The sequence below is a fragment of the Bradyrhizobium barranii subsp. barranii genome (assembly GCF_017565645.3).
Classification (GTDB): Bacteria; Pseudomonadota; Alphaproteobacteria; order Rhizobiales; family Xanthobacteraceae; genus Bradyrhizobium; species Bradyrhizobium barranii.
In genome coordinates, this window is record NZ_CP086136.1 from 786109 (window position 1) to 804308 (window position 18200).

The window sequence follows — 18200 nt, forward strand, 5'->3', positions numbered from 1 at the left end:
GCGGCACGGGGAGCGCGATCGGGCGCGGATGGCGCTTCGCTCCCCTGTATGGAGACCACCATGAATTTCATCAAAACTATCGTCGCTGCCGGCTTGGTCGCCGCATCGGCGACGGCGGCGTTTGCTGCCGACATCACGGGTGCCGGTGCGACGTTCCCGTTCCCGATCTATTCCAAGTGGGCTGACGCCTACAAGAAGGAGACCGGCAACGGTCTGAACTACCAGTCGATCGGCTCCGGCGGCGGCATCAAGCAGATCCAGGCCAAGACCGTGACCTTCGGCGCCAGCGACGCGCCGCTCAAGGCCGAGCAGCTCGAGAAGGACGGCCTCGTCCAGTGGCCGATGGTGATGGGCGCCATCGTTCCGGTCGTCAACATCGAGGGCGTGAAGCCCGGCGAGCTGGTGTTCGACGGCGAGACCCTGGCCAGCATCTATCTCGGCAAGATCACCAAGTGGGACGACGCCGCGATCAAGAAGCTCAATCCGAACGTGAAGCTGCCGTCGGACGCGATCACCGTGGTCCGCCGCTCGGATGGTTCGGGCACCACCTTCAACTTCACCAACTATCTCGCCAAGGCCAGCGCGGACTGGAAGAGCAAGGTCGGTGAGGGCACCGCGGTCGAGTGGCCGGTCGGCGTCGGCGCCAAGGGCAACGAAGGCGTGTCGGGCAACATCAGCCAGACCAAGAACTCGATCGGCTACGTCGAGTACGCCTATGCCAAGCAGAACAAGCTGACCTACACCGGCCTCGTCAACAAGGCCGGCAAACCGGTGCAGCCGACGGTCGAAGCCTTCCAGGCGGCCGCTTCCAACGCCGACTGGGCCAAGGCTCCCGGCTACTACGTCATCCTGACCGACCAGCCCGGCGACAAGTCCTGGCCGATCACGGCGGCGACCTTCATCCTCATGCACAAGGATGCCACCGACAAGGCAGCCTCGCAGGAAGCCATCAAGTTCTTCCGCTGGGCCTTCAAGAGCGGCGGCAAGGCGGCTGAAGAGCTCGACTACATCCCGATGCCGGACCCGGTCGTCCAGCTGATCGAGAAGACCTGGGCTGCCGAGATCAAGAGCTAAGCGCTCTGTGTCCCGGACTGGGCGCCGGGATCTCACAAGACCTCCGCTCCGGATCGGCCTCGCGCCGCATCCGGAGCGCAAGACCAACAACAAGACCGACAACAAGCGTATATCAAACGGGCACAGGGGATCGGCGTGGCAGAGATGGCCGTTCAGAGCGATGTAATCGACGACGCCGGACCGTATGACCGCGCCAAGGCCTTGGGCGCCTTCAAGCTCGGCGACCTCACCTTCTACTGGATCACGCGGCTGTCCGCGATCTCGGTGCTCCTCATCCTCGGTGGCATCATCATCTCGCTGATCGTCGGCGCGTTCCCGGCGATGAAGGAATACGGCTTCGCCTTCCTGTGGACGCAGCGCTGGGCGCCGTCGGCAGATCCGCCCGTGCTCGGCGCGCTCGGCCCGATTTACGGCACGCTCATCACCTCCTTCATCGCGATGGCGATCGCCATTCCGGTCGGTCTCGGCATTGCGATCTTTCTGACCGAGCTCTGCCCGCAATGGGCGCGCCGCCCGATCGGCATGGCGATCGAGCTGCTCGCCGGCATTCCCTCGATCATCTACGGCATGTGGGGCTTCTTCGTGCTCGGCCCGTTCCTGGCCAACACGTTCCAGCCCTTCATGATCAAGATCTTCGACGGCGTCCCGGTGCTGGGCGCGATCTTCGCAGGCCCGCCGTCCTATCTCAGCCTGTTCAACGCGGCGCTGATCCTCGCCATCATGGTGCTGCCCTTCATCACCTCGATCTCGGTCGACGTGTTCAAGACGGTGCCGCCGGTGCTCAAGGAAGCCGCCTACGGCGTCGGCTGCACCACCTGGGAAGTCGTGCGCAGCGTGGTGATCCCCTACACCCGCGTCGGCGTCATCGGCGGTGTCATGCTGGCGCTCGGCCGCGCGCTCGGCGAGACCATGGCGGTGACCTTCATCATCGGCAACTCGTTCCGCATCTCGTCGTCGATCTTCGCCCCGGGCACCACGATCTCGGCGGCGATCGCATCGGAGTTCGCCGAGAGCGACGGCCTGCACCAGTCCGGCCTGATCTTGCTCGGCCTGCTGCTGTTCGTGCTGACATTCTTCGTGCTCGCGGCTGCACGGTTGATGCTGATGCGTCTTGAAAAGAAGGCGGGGAAGTAACATGAACCCGATCTACGCACGCCGCCGCCGCATGGACATCGTCATCCGTGTGCTCTGCCTGGCTGCCGCTGCCTTCGGCGTCACATGGCTCGCGCTGATCCTGATGACGCTGCTCTACAACGGCATTGCCGGCCTGAACCTGGAGCTCTTCGTTGCGGACACGCCGCCTCCGGGCTCGACCGAGGGCGGCCTGCGCAACGCCATCGTGGGTTCGATCATCATGACCGTGCTCGGCGTCGGCATCGGCGCGCCGCTCGGTCTGTTCGCCGGCACCTATCTCGCCGAGTACGGCCGCAACGACCGCCTGACCTCGGTGATCCGCTTCATCAACGACATCCTGCTCTCGGCGCCCTCGATCATCATCGGCCTGTTCATCTATGGTGCGGTGGTGGTGCCAATGCGCGGCTTCTCGGCGATTGCCGGCGCACTCGCACTCGCGGTCATCGTCATCCCGGTGGTGCTGCGTACCACCGAGGACATGCTGCTGCTGGTGCCGAACGCACTGCGTGAGGCGGCCTCGGCGCTCGGCCTGCCGCGCTCGCTGGTGATCAAGCGCATCGCCTATCGCGCGGCGCGCTCGGGCCTCATCACCGGCGTGATGCTGGCCACCGCCCGCGTCGCCGGCGAGACCGCGCCGCTGCTCTTCACCGCGCTGTCGAACCAGTTCTTCAGCCTGGGTCTGAACAAGACGATGGCGAACCTGCCGGTCACCATCAACAATTTCGTGCAGAGCCCCTACGCCTACTGGAAGCAGCTCGCCTGGAGCGGCGCGCTGCTCATCACCCTGACCGTTCTTGCCCTGAATATTGGCGCGCGCATTCTGAGCGCCGAGAGGACCGCAAAATGAGTGATCTTTCCGTACGATGAGCGCGGCCGGTGGTTTGCCCCAGGCGCCGGTGCTGCCCGAAGCTCCGGCCAAGGTGACGGTGCGCAACCTCAATTTCTATTACGGCGAGCACCACGCGCTGAAGAACATCAATCTGGCGCTCGGCACCAACCGCGTCACGGCGTTCATCGGCCCGTCGGGCTGCGGCAAGTCGACCCTGCTGCGCATCTTCAATCGGATGTACGACCTCTATCCGGGCCAGCGCGTCACCGGTCAGCTCATGCTCGACCAGACCAACGTCCTCGACCCCAAGCTGGACCTCAATTTGCTGCGCGCCCGCGTCGGCATGGTGTTCCAGAAGCCGACGCCGTTCCCGATGACGATCTACGAGAACATCGCCTTCGGCATCCGCCTTTACGAGAAGATCTCGAAGTCCGAGATGGACGACCGCGTCGAGAAGGCGCTGCGCGGCGGCGCGCTGTGGAACGAGGTCAAGGACAAGCTCAACGCCTCCGGCCTGTCGCTCTCCGGCGGCCAGCAGCAGCGCCTCTGCATCGCCCGCACGGTCGCGGTGCGGCCCGAGGTGATCTTGTTCGACGAGCCCTGCTCGGCGCTCGACCCGATCTCGACCGCCAAGGTCGAGGAGCTGATCCAGGAGCTGTCCGAGAACTACACGATCGCGATCGTCACCCACAACATGCAGCAGGCGGCGCGCGTCTCCGACAAGACCGCCTTCATGTATCTCGGCGAGCTGATCGAGTTCGACGACACCAGCAAGATCTTCACGTCGCCGACCGACCGGCGCACGCAGGATTACATCACCGGCCGGTTCGGCTGAGGAGACGGAACATGGGTTCTGAACATACCGCAAAGGCCTTCGACACCGACCTCCAGGAGCTCACGCGCCTGGTCGCTGAGATGGGCGGCATCGCCGAGCGCATGATCGTCGATTCCGTCGACGCGCTGATCCGCCGCGACGTCGCGCTCGGCCAGCGCGTCGTCACCATCGACGCCGAGCTCGACGCGCTTCAGAAGAAGATCGAGGAGCGCGCCGTGCTCACCATCGCGCGCCGCCAGCCGATGGCGGTGGATCTGCGCGAGATCGTCGGCGCCATGCGCGTCGCGACCGATCTCGAGCGGATCGGCGACCTCGCCAAGAACATGGGCAAGCGCGTCGCGGCGCTGGAGACGGATTTCCATCCGCTCAAGCTGTTCCGCGGCCTGGAGCACATGACCGACCTCGTGCAGCAGCAGGTCAAGTCGGTGCTGGACGCCTATGCCGCGCACGATCTGCCGGCGGCGATGGCGGTGTGGAAGGGCGACGAGGAAGTCGACGCCATCTGCACCTCGCTGTTCCGCGAGCTCCTCACCTACATGATGGAGGATCCGCGCAACATCTCGTTCTGCATCCATCTGATGTTCTGCGCCAAGAACATCGAGCGCATCGGCGACCACGCCACCAACATCGCCGAGACCGTGTTCTACATGATCGAGGGCCAGGCGATCACCGACAAGCGGCCGAAGGGCGACATGACGACCTTCGCCACGACGGTCCCGAACACTTAAGGAGCGACGAACACCATGGGCGCACGCATTATGGTGGTTGAGGACGAGGAAGCTCTCACCGAGCTTCTCCGCTACAACCTCGAAGGCGACGGCTATGACGTCGAGACGGTGATGCGCGGCGACGATGCCGACACCCGCCTCAAGGAGCATATCCCCGATTTGATCGTGCTCGACTGGATGCTGCCGGGCCTCTCCGGCATCGAGCTGTGCCGGCGGCTGCGCACCCGGCCCGAGACCAAGCAGCTCCCGATCATCATGCTCACCGCGCGCGGCGAGGAGAGCGAGCGGGTGCGGGGCCTTGCGACCGGCGCCGACGACTACATCGTCAAGCCGTTCTCGGTGCCGGAGCTGCTGGCACGCGTGAAGGGCCTGCTCAGGCGCGCCAGCCCCGAGCGGCTTGCCACGGTGCTCGCCTATGGCGACATCGAGCTTGACCGCGACAAGCGTCGCGTGGCGCGTTCGGGCCGGCCGATCGATCTCGGTCCGACCGAGTATCGCCTGCTGGAGTTCTTCCTGGAGCATCCCGGCCGCGTGTTCTCGCGCGAGCAGCTGCTCGACAGCGTCTGGGGCCGTGACATCTACATCGACGAGCGCACCGTCGACGTCCATATCGGCCGCCTGCGCAAGCTGCTCAATCTCGGCCGCGAGCAGGACCCGATCCGCACCGTCCGCGGCGCGGGCTACGCACTGGACGATCGCTTTGCGAAGGCGGAGCAGGCGTAAGGGGTTGCTGTGGCAGACGTGATTTAGCGGGCTGCCACCGCATCCTCAATGTCGTCCCTGCGAACGCAGGGACCCATACCCACAGGGAGTGGTTTGGCGACGACTCGGAGTGATCATCCCGCGCAATAACTACGCGCCGGGATTATGGGTCCCTGCGTTCGCAGGGACGACACCGAGTGAGTTGAGCCGTCACGCGTGACGGCGCCGTCTTCGTAGTCAGCTAATCCGATACCTCAGCGCGGACCCGGCTTCGCCGGCGCGCGCCGGCGATCGGCCGCGGGCTGATACGCCACGCGCGAGTGCTGGGCGCAGTAGGGCAGGCCGGAGAGCGCCTTGCCGCCGCAGAAGAAGAAATCCGGGCTCGAGGGATCGCCGACCGGCCAGTGGCAGGTCGCCTCGTTCAGCTCCAGCAGCGACAGCCGCTGGCTCATCGGCACGACGTTGTCGTAGGTGACCGGTTCGGCCTCGACCTCGACTTCGAAGGCTTGCGCCAGCGCGGTGTTGCCGCGTGCGATCGGGCGGGTCACCCGCATCATGTGCTGCGCCGGACGCGCCTTGCGCGGCCGCGGCGCTGCCGATGAAGGGCTCTTGGCGCGGCCCGACAGGCCGAGCCGGTGCACTTTGCCGATTACGGCATTGCGGGTCACATTGCCGAGTTCAGCGGCGATCTGGCTGGCCGAAAGTCCGGCCTCCCAGAGCTTTTTCAGCTGCTCGACGCGATCATCCGACCAGGTCAAAACGGTCATTGCACCCTTTCCTTCGCCGGCGCCTGCCATCCTGGCGGCCGCACGGCGAATGCCTAAGCTTCGAAAAACCCGTGCCGCCAGAATCCCTTAAGGCTCGCCGGGCGCACCAGATGCGCCCGAACGCTTACGCCGGTACATGAGGACTTAGAGGATCAGAGCTGCTGCACGAGATGTCGTATCTGACAAGCCAAACGCTACAATATGGCGTGACTCACGCGCAAGAGTCCGCCGACTCGCTTCCACATGTTCCGTGGCGGAAATACGCAAAATCGCCACCGCAAGACTACGGATTCTGCGTTTCGCGAGGCTTTCCGGGCGGCATTGACACCGGTTTCACCAGGCATAAGATAGTCATACGTGCCGCCCTTAAAAGGCGGCACGTTTCGTTTTCCGGGCCGGTCAATGGTGCGTTGCGCAATGCACGCTCACACCGTCCGCAACATTCAAGTGATCGTCATGACTAACAGCGCAGCGCCGCATTTGCTCCCCGTTTTCGCGAGGTCCGACCTCGGTTTCGAGCGCGGTGAAGGCTGCTGGCTGATTGCGACCAATGGCGATCGCTATCTCGATTTCACCTCGGGCGTGGCGGTGAATGCGCTCGGCCATGCTCATCCTGCGTTGGTCAAGGCGTTGCAGGAGCAGGCCACCAAACTCTGGCACATGTCGAACCTGTTCCAGAGCCCGGACGGCGAGAAGCTCGCCGCGCGTCTGTGCAACGAAAGCTTCGCGGACTTCGTGTTCTTCTGCAATTCCGGCGCCGAAGCGCTGGAAGGTGTGATCAAGCTCGTCCGCCATCATCACTTCTCCAAGGGCCATCCGGAGCGTTACCGCATCATCACCTTCGAAGGCGCCTTCCACGGCCGCACGCTGGCAACGCTCGCCGCGACCGGTTCGGCAAAATATCTCGAAGGGTTTGGCCCGCCGATGGACGGCTTCGACCAGGTCCCGCATGGCGACATCGAAGCCGTCAAGAAGGCGATCGGTCCGCAGACCGCCGGCATCCTGATCGAGCCGATCCAGGGCGAGGGTGGCGTGCGTTCGGCAACGCCCGCCTTCCTGAGGGCGTTGCGCCAGCTCTGCGACGAGAAGGGCCTGCTGCTCGCGTTCGACGAGGTGCAGACCGGCATGGGCCGCACCGGCGATCTGTTCGCGCATCGCCGCACCGGCGTCACGCCTGACGTGATGTCGCTGGCCAAAGCGCTCGGTGGCGGCTTCCCGATCGGCGCGGTGCTGGCGACCGCGGACGCGGCTGCCGGCATGGGGCCCGGCTCGCACGGCTCGACCTTCGGCGGCAATCCGCTCGCGATCTCGGCTGCCAACGCCGTGCTCGACGTCATGCTCAAGCCCGGCTTCTTCGATCACGTGCAGAAGATGTCGCTGCTGCTCAAGCAGAAGCTCGCCTCCGTGATCGATCGTTATCCTGACATCGTTAGCGAAGTGCGCGGCGAAGGCCTTCTGATCGGCATCAAGGCCGTGGTGCCGTCAGGCGATCTCGGCGCGGCATTGCGCAACGAAAAATTGCTCACGGTCGGCGCCGGCGACAATGTCGTGCGCTTCCTGCCGCCCTTGATCGTCACCGAAGCCGAGATCGAGGACAGCGTCGGGCGGCTCGAACGCGCCTGCGCCGCGATCTCGTCCAGTCAGACCAATCGGGCGGCAAGCTGATGAGCAAGTCCCCGAAGCACTTTCTGGATATCAACGAGCTCCCGTTGTCGGAGCTCAAGAGCATGCTCGCGGCCTCCTCCGCCATGAAGGCGAAGCAGAAAGCGCACCAGCCGGTGAAGCCGCTGGAAGGCAAGACGCTGGCGATGATCTTCGAGCGTCCCTCCACGCGCACCCGCGTCTCGTTCGACGTCGCCATGCGCCAGCTCGGCGGCGAGCCGATCATGCTGACCGGCGCCGAGATGCAGCTCGGCCGCGGCGAGACCATCGCCGACACGGCGCGCGTGCTGTCGCGCTATGTCGACGCCATCATGATCCGCATCCTCAATCACGAGGCCCTGCTGGAGCTGGCGGAATATGCGACGGTGCCCGTCATCAACGGCCTGACGCGGCGCTCGCACCCTTGCCAGGTGATGGCCGACCTCATGACCTACGAAGAGCATCGCGGCCCGATCGAGGGCAGGACGGTGGCCTGGACCGGCGACGACAACAACGTGCTGGCGTCCTGGGCGCATGCCGCCGAGCGCTTCAAGTTCAAGCTCAATGTCGCGACGCCGCCGGAGCTTGCGCCGAAAAAGGTGATGCGGGACTTCATCAAGGCCACCGGCGCGCCGATCGTGCTCGGCACCGATCCCGAGGCCGCCGTGAAGGGCGCCGACTGCGTCGTCACCGACACCTGGGTGTCGATGGGTGACAAGGAAGGCGAGCACCGTCACAACGTGCTCAAGCCCTATCAGGTCAATTCGAAGCTGATGTCGCTGGCCAAGCCCGATGCGCTGTTCATGCATTGCCTGCCCGCCCATCGCGGCGAGGAAGTCACGGACGAAGTGATCGACGGCCCGCAATCGGTCGTGTTCGACGAGGCCGAAAACCGCCTGCATGCGCAGAAGGGCATTCTGGCCTGGTGCTTTGACGCGGTGAAGTAATCTCACTTGTAGCCCGGATGGAGCGCAGCGAAATCCGGGTTTGTGTCCGCAGTTGGAGTGGTCCCGGATTGCGCTACGCTCCATCCGGGCTACGCGGGCTATCGCGTAATCCTGTGGCTATGGGTCCCGTATCAGCGCTTTGCGCGCCCCGGGACGACATCGAATTTGCAGGATCCTGTGCGATCATAAGTGCATCCGGAACACACCACCCTTGAGCCCTCTTCCATTTTCCTCCATCGACCCCAGATAAAGCGCCATGGTTTCCCAATCCCCTGACATGAATACCGGGCCTGAAGGCCCGGTTCGCGCACCATCAGCGGTTCCCATCGATGACAACGTGCTGCCGTACGAGGTCGACGCACTCGACGTGCGCGGCCGCCTCGTGCGGCTCGGTCCCGCGCTCGACGAGATCCTGACCAAGCACGATTATCCCGCTGCCGTGGGCAAGCTGCTCGGCGAGGCCATCGTGCTGACGACGCTGCTCGGCTCGGCGCTGAAGTTCGAGGGCCGCTTCATCCTCCAGGCCCAGACCGACGGTCCGGTGTCGTTCCTGGTCGTCGACTACATGGCGCCGGATCGCCTGCGCGCCTATGCGCGCTACGATGCCGAGCGCCTCGGCGAGACAAAGGATTCCGGCGCGCTCCTCGGTAACGGTCATCTCGCCATGACCATCGACCAGGGTCCCGACATGAGCCGCTACCAGGGTCTGGTCGCGCTCGACGGCGGCAGCCTGGAAGATGCCGCCCACGAATATTTCCTGCGCTCCGAGCAGATCCCGACGCGTGTGCGTCTCGCGGTCGGTGAGGAGTGGCGCTCGAACGACGGTGGCAAGCATCGCTGGCGCGCCGGCGGCATGCTGATGCAGTTCCTGCCGAAGGCGCCCGAGCGCGCGCGTCAGGCCGATTTGCATCCCGGCGATGCGCCCGAAGGCGCGGAGGTGCATGCTGTCGCCGAAGACGACGCCTGGGTCGAGGCGCGTTCGCTGGTCGAGACCGTCGAGGACGTCGAGCTGATCGACCCAGAACTCTCTGGCGAGCGGCTGCTGTTCCGCCTGTTCCACGAGCGCGGCGTGCGCGTGTTCAATCCGCTGGTGCTGAAGGCGCAATGCTCCTGCTCGCGCGACGCGGTTGGTGCGATGCTGAAGAGCTTCTCGCCCGACGACCGCGCCGCGATGGTCAAGGACGACAAGGTCGTCGTGACCTGCGAGTTCTGCTCGTCGGTGTACCAGTTCACGCCGCACGAGGCCGGCGTGGAAGACGCGTAGGCGTCGCATCCTCCGTCGTTGCGCGCGCAGCGAAGCAGTCCAGTCGTAGGGTGGGCAAAGGGCAGCGTGCCCACCATCTTATGCGCCACGTTTGGAATGGTGGGCACGGCGCTTTGCGCCTTTGCCCACCCTACGGCGCCGCGCTAGTTCAACACCCGCTTGTTGTCCGGGCTGTCCAGCGAGAATGTCGGCACGTCGATCTCGAAGCGTTCGCCGCTTTCGCTGACCATCTGGTAGCGGCCGGTCATGAAGCCCGAGGCGGTCGCGAGCGGCACGCCGGAGGTGTATTCGAAGCGCTCGCCGGGAGCCAGGGTCGGCTGCTCGCCGACGACGCCCTCGCCCCTGACCTCCTGCTGGCGGCCGGTGGCGTCGGTGATGATCCAGTGCCGCGTCTTCAGCTGCACGGTTTCGTCGCCGGAATTGGTGATGACGATGGTGTAGGACCAGAAATAGCGGGAACGGTCAGCCGACGACTGCTCCGGAACAAAGTTCGGCTCGACGGTCACTTCGATCTGGCGGGTCACGGCGCGATACATGGCGGCCATCATAACGAAAACCCGGCCGGGAACCAACGCCTGCAGGCGGTTTTGGTGACATCGTGCCGCCAGAATTGCCGAGGAAGTAGACCCCAATGTGATCCGGCCGCTTTGCGAGACGAGGGCCGGACCTGTACACTCCTTGACACGTCGCGATTTGCGGAAGGGTTTCGAACCCCCGATGACCATTGCCGACCAAGTGACGGGATCGACGATCGCGGGAACCGGCAAGCCTGCGGAGGCCAGACCTGCGGAGGCGAAGCCGCGCTCCGCCGCGCCGGCCATCACGCTGCCCGCCATCGGCGAGCGCGAGCTCCGGCTCGACCTGTTCCGCGGGCTCGCGCTGTGGCTGATCTTCGTCGACCATCTGCCGCCGAGCCTTTTGACCTGGTTCACGATCCGCAATTACGGCTTCAGTGACGCCACCGAGATCTTCATCTTCATCTCCGGCTATACCGCGGCGTTCGTCTACGGTCGTGCCATGCTCGAAAGCGGCTTCGTCGTCGCCACCGCGCGCATCCTGCGGCGCGTCTGGCAGATCTATGTCGCCCACGTCTTTCTGTTCACGATCTTCCTCGCCGAAATCTCCTACGTTGCGACCAGGTTCGAGAACCCGCTCTACACCGAAGAGATGGGCATCATGGATTTCCTCAAGCAGCCCGACGTCACGATCGTGCAGGCGCTGCTGCTGCGCTTTCGTCCGGTCAACATGGACGTGCTGCCGCTCTATATCGTGCTGATGCTGGCGCTGCCCTTGATCTTGTGGCTGATGAAATGGCGGCCCGACGTGACGCTCGGCCTCTCGGTTCTGCTCTACGCGGTGACCTGGGAATACGACCTGTATCTGTCGGCCTATCCGAACGGCTTCTGGGCGTTCAATCCCTTCGCCTGGCAATTGCTTTTCGTATTCGGCGCATGGTGTGCGCTCGGAGGTGCGCGACGCATGTCGCGCATCCTGGCGTCCCGCGTCACGATGTGGATATCAATCGCCTATCTGGTCGCGGCGTTCTACGTGACCCTGACCTGGTATGTGCCGCAGCTCTCCCACTTCATGCCGAGGCGGCTCGAGCAGTGGATGTATCCGATCGACAAGGCCGATCTTGACGTGCTGCGTTTCACGCATTTCCTGGCGTTCGCCGCGCTCACCGTTCGCTTCCTGCCCCGGGAATGGCCGGGCCTGAAATCGCCCTGGCTGCGGCCGCTGATCCTCTGCGGCCAGCATTCCCTGGAGATCTTTTGTCTCGGCGTCTTCCTCGCCTTCGCCGGCCATTTCATCCTGGCCGAAGTCTCCGGCGGCGCAGCCATGCATGCGCTGATTAGTCTCTCCGGAATCCTGATCATGTGGGGCGTTGCCTGGGTGATTTCATGGTACAAGCGCGTGGCTGACAAGAGCGGTGCGAAAACCAAAAACGCCGTCGGCAACGCCGATCTGGCGGGAGGGGGCTGATGAAGGCGAAGGTTCTCCTGAGCCTGGTCCTGCTGTGCGGTAGCCTCGCCGCGCCCCTGGCGCGCGCGGGCGATGCCGTGCCGGCTGCTCCGGCCGCGCCCCCGGCCTGCGAATTGCCATCCTATCTGCTCACCACTGAAAGCCAGCTTCCGAGGGTCGCCGATGCCATCAAGGCCGGCAAACCGCTCGAAATCCTGGTCATCGGCAGCCGTTCGACCACGATTCCGGCCTCGGAGGACAGCTCCTATCCGGCGCGCATGCAGGCCATCCTGCAGGACAGGCTGCTGCCGTCGGAGACCGTGCACGTCTCCGTAGAAATACAGAGCAAGAAGACGGCCGAGGAGGCGGCCGCCACCTTCGTTAAGCTGATGGAAGCAAAAAGGCCTACTTTGGTCATCTGGCAGACCGGGACTGTGGATGCTATCCGAGCGATTGATCCCGATGATTTTCGCGGGGCGGTGACCGAAGGGGTTTCCGCGCTGCAAAAAGCAGGGGCTGACGTCGTGTTGATGAACTTGCAGTACAGCCCGCGTACCGAAACCATGATCTCGGTGCCGCCCTATCTCGACAATATGCGGGTGGTGGCGCAGGAGCATGACATCCCGCTGTTCGACCGTTTCGCGATCATGCGGCAGTGGAATGATCAGGGTCAATTCGACCTGTTCAGCCCGTCCCGCGGGCCAGAGCTGGCGAAACAGGTCCATGACTGCCTTGGCCGGGCGTTGGCACAGTTTGTGATCGACGCAGCCCATCTGGGGCCGGCCCAGCAGCAAAATTGAGGTCTAGCGTTAATGAGTTCTCTCCGCCCTTTTTGGTTGACGGCATGGCTGGCTGCGCCCGCGGCGGCTCTGCTGATGCTGACGCCGGTGTCGCTGGCACCAGTGCAGGCGCAGGCCACGCAGGCAACGCCCGCGCCGCAGCAGGCCGCTAGTCCGGCTTCCGCTTCGCCCTCCCAGACCACCGTCGCCGCGACGTCCCACGAGCAGCGCGGCGTGACCGCCCGCGCCATCGACAAGGTGAAGCAGGTGGCGAAATCCGCCGGGGACATTTTCAGCCGCGTGCCCTGCCTCACGCCGAAGGGTGGCTCGAAGGCGATGGGCTCGCTACCGCATGTCGCGGGCAAGCTCGTCGCCGGCAAACCCGTCGTGATCGTTGCGTTCGGCTCGTCGACGGCAGGCTATGGCGCGAGCTCGCCCGATTTCAACTATCCGAACCGTCTCGCCGCGCAGCTCCGCCGGCAATATCCGACCGCCGACATCACAGTCATCAACGCCGGCGTCGGCGGCGAGGACGCGCCCGAGATGATGAAGCGCCTCCAGAAGGAGGTGATCGACGTGCATCCGGATCTCGTGATCTGGCAGGTCGGCACCAATGCGGTGCTGCGCAATCTCGATCCCGGTGACACCGCCAAGATGGTCGAGGACGGCATCTCCCGCATCCAGGCCGCTGGCGGCGCCGACATCGTGCTGGTCGACCCGCAATATTCGCCAGCCGTCAACCAGCGCAAGGAGAGCGCCGGCAAGATGGTGCACCTGCTCGGCAAGGTCGCCGAGCTCCGTCACGTCGGCATCTTCCCCCGCTTCGAGGTGATGCGCGACTGGCACGAGAATCAATCGATCCCGGTCGAGAGTTTCGTGATCGCCGACGGCCTGCACATGAACGATTGGGGCTATGCCTGCTTCGCGCAGATCCTCGGCGACGACATCATCCGCTCCGTCGGCCAGATCAAGCTCGGCGTCAACGTGCCCGCCGACGTGCGGACGTATCGGCCGATGTAGGTTTTCGCTTCACCCTCCCCTGGAGGGGGAAGGTCGCTTCGCATGCAGCGAAGCGGAATGCGGAGCGGGGTGGGGTGACGGTGCTTCCGCATCGAATACTGCCCGAGCGGAGAGATCACCCCACCCCGCTCGCGCTTCGCGCGATCGACCCTCCCCCTCCAGGGGAGGGTAAGAGCCTCACGCCTTCTCCAGCGCCGCGGTCAGATCCTCGATCAGATCATCCACATGCTCGAGCCCCGCCGAGAAGCGGATGAAGCCCTCGCTGATGCCGAGCGCGGCACGATCCTCCGGCTTGAGGCGCTGATGCGTCGTGGTCGCCGGATGCGTGACGAGGCTCTTGGCATCGCCGAGATTGTTCGAGATTTTTGCAAGCTTGAGCTCGTTGAGCACGCGGAACGCACCCTGCTTGCCGCCCTTCACCTCGAAGCCGACGAGGGTCGAGCCGCCGCGCATCTGCTTCTTCACGAGAGCTGCCTGCGGATGATCGGCGCGGCCGGGATAGACCAGGCGTGAAATCTTCGGATGGCTCGCCAGCACGTCGGCGATGCGTCCCGCCGTCTCGGTCTGCGCGCGCACGCGCACACCGAGCGTTTCCAGGCCCTTGAGCAGGACCCACGCGTTGAACGGCGAGATCGACGGGCCGGTCTGGCGCATGAAATTGTGGATGTGCTCGGCGATGAACGCTTCCGACGACAGGATGATGCCGCCGAGACAACGGCCCTGGCCGTCGATGTGCTTGGTCGCGGAATAGACCACGACGTCGGCCCCTAGCGCGAGCGGGCTCTGCCAGATCGGTGTCGCGAACACGTTGTCGACGACGAGCCGCGCGCCGCCGCTGTGCGCGATCTCGGCGATCCCTGGAATGTCGAGCACGTCGAGCGTCGGGTTGGTCGGGCTCTCCAGGAAGAACGTCTTGGTGTTCGGCCTCAAGGCGCGCTGCCACTGGTCGAGATCGAGACCGTCGACCAGCGTCGTCTCGATGCCGTAGCGCGGCAACAGATCCTGGATGACGTAGAGACAGGAGCCGAACAGGGCGCGCGAGGCCACCACGTGATCGCCGGCCTTCAGCGGCGCCAGGATCGCGGTCGTCACCGCGGCCATGCCGGTCGCGGCCGAGCGGGCGGCTTCGGCGCCTTCGAGCTCGATCATGCGGCGCTCGAACATCGAGATAGTCGGGTTGGAATAGCGCGAATAGATGAAGCCGGGGTCCTCGCCCTTGAACCGCGCCTCGCACTCCTCGGCGCTGTTGTAGACGTAGCCCTGGGTCAGGAACAGCGCCTCCGACGTCTCGCCATATTGCGAGCGCAGGGTGCCGGAATGGACCAGGCGGGTTTCAGGACGGTATTGCGTGGTGGACGCCGGGGACTTCGACATAGGACCTCCTCTGCGTGACCATCGAAAATGGTCACAAAAAAACCGGCCTGGATAACTTCCACGGGCCGGGATCACAGAGGTCCCCGGCCTGTTTAGCGACTTATTTAACGTGGCTGCAAGCCGGCCGGCTCAAATCACCACGGGATAAGTGATGCTCATATTCCGCAATGGCCTTTCCGTCAAGGCGTCCATCGGATAGCCGTAAAAGGCTGCTATTTCCCGCATGTCCGGATGCATTTGCCCCCTGACGAGGACCCCCGGTTGAGCTTCACGGTTGCCGCCGACGCCAATGGTATCCTGCCCGACCGCATGATCGCGGCGATGGCGAAGGCGGGCCTCATCCTGCCCGCTTATGACTTCGTCGAAAGCCAGATCCAGCCGGCGAGCCTCGACCTTCGCCTCGGCGACATCGCCTATCGCGTTCGCGCCAGCTTTCTGCCGGGTCCCGGCGCGACCGTCGCCGAGCGCATCGACGAGTTAAAGCTGCACGAGTTCAGCCTCGCCGATGGCGCGGTGCTGGAGACCAACTGCGTCTACATCGTGCCGCTCCTGGAAAGCCTGGCGCTGCCGCCGGAGATCGTCGCCGCCGCGAACCCGAAAAGCTCGACCGGCCGGCTCGATGTCTTCACCCGTGTCATCGCCGACGGCACCCGACGCTTCGACATGATCGGCGCCGGCTATCACGGCCCGCTCTACGCCGAGATCAGCCCGAAGACGTTTCCGGTGCTGGTCAGCGAGGGCTCGCGCCTGAGCCAGGTGCGCTTCCGCACCGGAGATGCCATCCTCAACATCGACGAGCTCGAGGCGCTGCATGCGACCGAGCGTCTCGTCGATCTCGACGATGCCGATCTCACCGGCGGCGTTGCCGTCTCCGTCGACCTCTCCGGCGAGAAGGCCAACGGCTTCGTCGGCTATCGCGCCAAGCGCCACACCGGCGTCGTCGACGTCGACCGCCGCTCCGGCTATGCGGTGGAGGATTTCTGGGAGCCGATCTCGGCGCGTCCCGACGGCAGCCTGATCCTCGACCCCGGCGAGTTCTACATCCTCGCCTCCAAGGAAGCCGTGCAGGTGCCGCCCGATTACGCCGCGGAGATGGTGCCGTTCGATCCCCTGGTCGGCGAGTTCCGCGTGCACTATGCCGGATTCTTCGATCCCGGCTTCGGCTATGCCGGAGCTGGCGGGCAGGGATCGCGCGCCGTGCTCGAAGTGCGCTCGCGCGAGGTGCCGTTCATTCTCGAGCACGGCCAGATCGTCGGCCGTCTCGTCTACGAGAAAATGCTGGCGCGCCCCGACGCGATGTACGGCCAGCGCATCGGCTCGAACTACCAGGCGCAGGGCCTCAAACTATCGAAGCATTTTCGGGTGTAGCTCCACACTCTACTGTCATGCCCCGGCTTGACCGGGGCATCCAGTACGCCGCAGCCCCTCGATTGACTACTGCCGGGATGCAAGCTGAAATCCGGCTGCATGCGAGGTGGCGAGATGAGTGTTCAATCCGAACTCGACGCAAGAATCCTCGATGACGTCGCGGACGCGCTGATCTATTCGGATCGCTCCGGCACCATCACGCGCTGGAATCGTGCATCGACCACCTTGTTCGGCTTCTCCGCCGCCGACGCGCTCGGCCAGAACCTCGATCTGATCATTCCCGAACATCTGCGTGCCGCGCACTGGAAGGGCTTCGAAGCAGCGCTTGCCACCGGGGCGATGAAGCTTGCGGGCAAGCCGACGCTGACCCGCGCGCTGCACAAGAGCGGACGCAAGCTCTACATCGAGATGACCTTCGCGCTGGTGCGCGATGCCGGTGGTGCCGTGGTCGGATCGGTCGCGATGGCGCGCGACGTCACCGAACGCGTCGAGCGCGAGCGCGCGGCCGGGCTTGCGCAAAATTCGTGATGCGGAATTGACGGGCTGGCGTGCAGGGCGCTCTGCCTGAGCGTCAGGTTGCCTCGCACCGGTCGCGGTGACACACTCGATCAAAACAACGATCGGGAGCGAACATGGCCGCCGCAACAGACGCAGCACAAGAAGCGCAATGGAAGCGCTGGCGCGCGGTCGCCGACCTCTATCACGCCTACTTCACCGGCCTCATCCTCACCGTCGTCACACGGCGTGGCACGGCGGATGCTGCTGAATTCGTCTTCCGCGTGTTTCGCCGCCAGCAGCAGGAGCGCTTCCTGCCGGGGCTCGAAAAGCTCGGTCTCAATCATCTGCCGCCGGCGGTGGCCGCCGCGCAATATCATTATCTCTCAAACTGGATCGGCGGCGTGCATGTCGAGTACATGTATGAGAGCGACCGCAAAGCCTGGATCCGCTATCCGCCGCCGCGCTGGATCTGGAAGGGCACCGCGATCTGCGGCGTGCCGGGTGAGGTCAGCCGCGCGATGCTGCGCGGCTGGCACGCCAACAATGGCGTCGCGCTCGGCGATACCAGGCTCGGCTTCGTCTGCACCAAGCAGAGCGTCGATGGTCAGGATGGGCTCGAAGGCTATTATTATCAGTACGACCACCCGCTCGAGCTGGATCAGCGCCTGGTCTTCGCGCGTCATCTGGAAGCGCCGCTGTTCGATGCGAAGACTGCGCCTGCGCTACCTGTTTCGAGCTGGCCAAAACCGCGGCTGGAAAAAGCCTATCGCAACTACGCGATGGAATATGTGCGCACCGCCGCGCCCGTGATGGTGCAATTGTTCGGCCCGGAAGACGCCGACTATCTCCTGCACCTCACCGGCAAGCTGATCGGGATGCAGTATTTTGACGAGGTCGCGGCGGCACTGTCCATGAGCCGCGGTGGCGCCAGCGAGTTCGCAGCGTTCCTGAACGCTCTGTTTGCCGCGCAGGATGACGCTGCCGAGACGACGGCATCAGAAGGCACGTTTGAATTTCGTCAGCAGAGTTGGAAGCTGATGGATGACGTCGCCGACTATCATCGCGCCTGCACCAAGGTGCTGGAAGGGTTGTTCGAGGGGCTCGCTGCCGGATGCGGGCGGCACATCGGCGTGCACCTGCGCCCGACAGCTGGCGGTCGGCCGCCGCTGGTCTGGACCATTGAGTAATTCCGCCACTTGAAATGCGCTGCCGCAGGGCACGCCTGCATCCGGCGCAGGAGGAATCGGCAATTGCCGTGCTAAGCACGTCGCCGCGCCT

At 64.6% G+C, this 18200-nt stretch carries 18 protein-coding genes and 1 riboswitch; of the genes, 15 read left to right on the forward strand and 3 right to left on the reverse strand.

The features are described 5' to 3' along the window. The first annotated feature begins 60 nt into the window (after positions 1 to 60). The 6 genes from pstS (at position 61) to phoB (ending at position 5323) form a co-directional block, all read left to right on the forward strand. Complete coding sequence (pstS, locus tag J4G43_RS03840; protein ID WP_063985930.1) at positions 61 to 1074, forward strand: phosphate ABC transporter substrate-binding protein PstS; 1014 nt, start codon at positions 61 to 63, stop codon at positions 1072 to 1074. A 144-nt stretch (positions 1075 to 1218) separates the two neighbouring features. Beyond that, positions 1219 to 2208 carry a phosphate ABC transporter permease subunit PstC gene (pstC, locus tag J4G43_RS03845; RefSeq protein ID WP_063979880.1) on the forward strand — a complete coding sequence of 330 codons (990 nt, stop codon included), beginning with the start codon at positions 1219 to 1221 and terminating at the stop codon, positions 2206 to 2208. Between the two features lies 1 nt (position 2209). Next, the gene (pstA, locus tag J4G43_RS03850) at positions 2210 to 3055 is read left to right on the forward strand and encodes a phosphate ABC transporter permease PstA (protein ID WP_208084048.1); all 846 of its coding nucleotides are present in this window, start codon (positions 2210 to 2212) and stop codon (positions 3053 to 3055) included. 16 nt (positions 3056 to 3071) lie between these two features. Next, positions 3072 to 3872: a phosphate ABC transporter ATP-binding protein PstB gene (gene pstB, locus J4G43_RS03855; RefSeq protein ID WP_208084049.1), complete on the forward strand. Its 801-nt coding sequence runs from the start codon at positions 3072 to 3074 to the stop codon at positions 3870 to 3872. Positions 3873 to 3883: 11 nt separating this feature from the next. After that, a complete protein-coding gene (phoU, locus tag J4G43_RS03860) occupies positions 3884 to 4600 on the forward strand; it encodes a phosphate signaling complex protein PhoU (RefSeq protein WP_028155152.1) in 717 nt (238 codons plus the stop codon). Positions 4601 to 4615: 15 nt separating this feature from the next. Then, the gene (gene phoB / locus J4G43_RS03865) at positions 4616 to 5323 is read left to right on the forward strand and encodes a phosphate regulon transcriptional regulator PhoB (protein WP_014491300.1); all 708 of its coding nucleotides are present in this window, start codon (positions 4616 to 4618) and stop codon (positions 5321 to 5323) included. A 233-nt stretch (positions 5324 to 5556) separates the two neighbouring features. On the opposite strand, the gene J4G43_RS03870 is transcribed toward phoB, so the two are convergent. Continuing rightward, the gene (locus tag J4G43_RS03870) at positions 5557 to 6069 is read right to left on the reverse strand and encodes a GcrA family cell cycle regulator (RefSeq protein WP_014491301.1); all 513 of its coding nucleotides are present in this window, start codon (positions 6067 to 6069) and stop codon (positions 5557 to 5559) included. A 456-nt stretch (positions 6070 to 6525) separates the two neighbouring features. On the opposite strand from J4G43_RS03870, the gene J4G43_RS03875 reads away from it, so the two are divergent. The 3 genes from J4G43_RS03875 to J4G43_RS03885 all read left to right on the forward strand — a co-directional run bounded on the left by J4G43_RS03875 (position 6526) and on the right by J4G43_RS03885 (position 9921). Further along, a complete protein-coding gene (locus J4G43_RS03875; protein ID WP_208084050.1) occupies positions 6526 to 7734 on the forward strand; it encodes an aspartate aminotransferase family protein in 1209 nt (402 codons plus the stop codon). Further along, positions 7734 to 8657 (forward strand): ornithine carbamoyltransferase, encoded by a 924-nt coding sequence (argF, locus tag J4G43_RS03880; RefSeq protein ID WP_014491303.1) that lies wholly within the window; start codon positions 7734 to 7736, stop codon positions 8655 to 8657. The genes J4G43_RS03875 and argF overlap by 1 nt, the downstream gene beginning before the upstream one ends. Positions 8658 to 8913: 256 nt before the next feature. Next, complete coding sequence (locus J4G43_RS03885; RefSeq protein ID WP_208084051.1) at positions 8914 to 9921, forward strand: Hsp33 family molecular chaperone; 1008 nt, start codon at positions 8914 to 8916, stop codon at positions 9919 to 9921. A 143-nt stretch (positions 9922 to 10064) separates the two neighbouring features. Here J4G43_RS03885 and apaG read toward each other — a convergent pair whose 3' ends face one another. Continuing rightward, a complete protein-coding gene (apaG, locus tag J4G43_RS03890) occupies positions 10065 to 10457 on the reverse strand; it encodes a Co2+/Mg2+ efflux protein ApaG (protein ID WP_014491305.1) in 393 nt (130 codons plus the stop codon). A 181-nt stretch (positions 10458 to 10638) separates the two neighbouring features. Between apaG and J4G43_RS03895 the strand changes: the two genes are divergently transcribed. Genes J4G43_RS03895 through J4G43_RS03905 form a run of 3 tightly spaced genes read left to right on the forward strand, consistent with a single transcriptional unit; the run spans position 10639 to position 13682 of the window. After that, positions 10639 to 11904, forward strand: a complete 1266-nt coding sequence (locus J4G43_RS03895; protein WP_166069104.1) for an OpgC domain-containing protein — start codon at positions 10639 to 10641, stop codon at positions 11902 to 11904. Then, positions 11904 to 12683 (forward strand): SGNH/GDSL hydrolase family protein, encoded by a 780-nt coding sequence (locus J4G43_RS03900; RefSeq protein WP_208084052.1) that lies wholly within the window; start codon positions 11904 to 11906, stop codon positions 12681 to 12683. The genes J4G43_RS03895 and J4G43_RS03900 overlap by 1 nt, the downstream gene beginning before the upstream one ends. Positions 12684 to 12695: 12 nt before the next feature. Next, positions 12696 to 13682, forward strand: a complete 987-nt coding sequence (locus J4G43_RS03905) for an SGNH/GDSL hydrolase family protein (protein WP_208084053.1) — start codon at positions 12696 to 12698, stop codon at positions 13680 to 13682. Positions 13683 to 13859: 177 nt separating this feature from the next. Here J4G43_RS03905 and J4G43_RS03910 read toward each other — a convergent pair whose 3' ends face one another. After that, positions 13860 to 15056 (reverse strand): O-succinylhomoserine sulfhydrylase, encoded by a 1197-nt coding sequence (locus J4G43_RS03910; protein ID WP_166348157.1) that lies wholly within the window; start codon positions 15054 to 15056, stop codon positions 13860 to 13862. A gap of 71 nt (positions 15057 to 15127) precedes the next feature. Then, a riboswitch (SAM riboswitch) is annotated at positions 15128 to 15207 on the reverse strand. An 80-nt stretch (positions 15208 to 15287) separates the two neighbouring features. Here J4G43_RS03910 and J4G43_RS03915 point away from each other — a divergent pair. From J4G43_RS03915 to J4G43_RS03925, 3 genes are all read left to right on the forward strand, one after another. Further along, complete coding sequence (locus J4G43_RS03915; RefSeq protein WP_408581403.1) at positions 15288 to 16424, forward strand: 2'-deoxycytidine 5'-triphosphate deaminase; 1137 nt, start codon at positions 15288 to 15290, stop codon at positions 16422 to 16424. 114 nt (positions 16425 to 16538) lie between these two features. After that, positions 16539 to 16952 (forward strand): PAS domain S-box protein, encoded by a 414-nt coding sequence (locus J4G43_RS03920; RefSeq protein WP_208084054.1) that lies wholly within the window; start codon positions 16539 to 16541, stop codon positions 16950 to 16952. Between the two features lie 104 nt (positions 16953 to 17056). Further along, positions 17057 to 18109 carry a hypothetical protein gene (locus J4G43_RS03925; protein ID WP_208084055.1) on the forward strand — a complete coding sequence of 351 codons (1053 nt, stop codon included), beginning with the start codon at positions 17057 to 17059 and terminating at the stop codon, positions 18107 to 18109. The last annotated feature ends 91 nt before the right edge of the window (positions 18110 to 18200 follow it).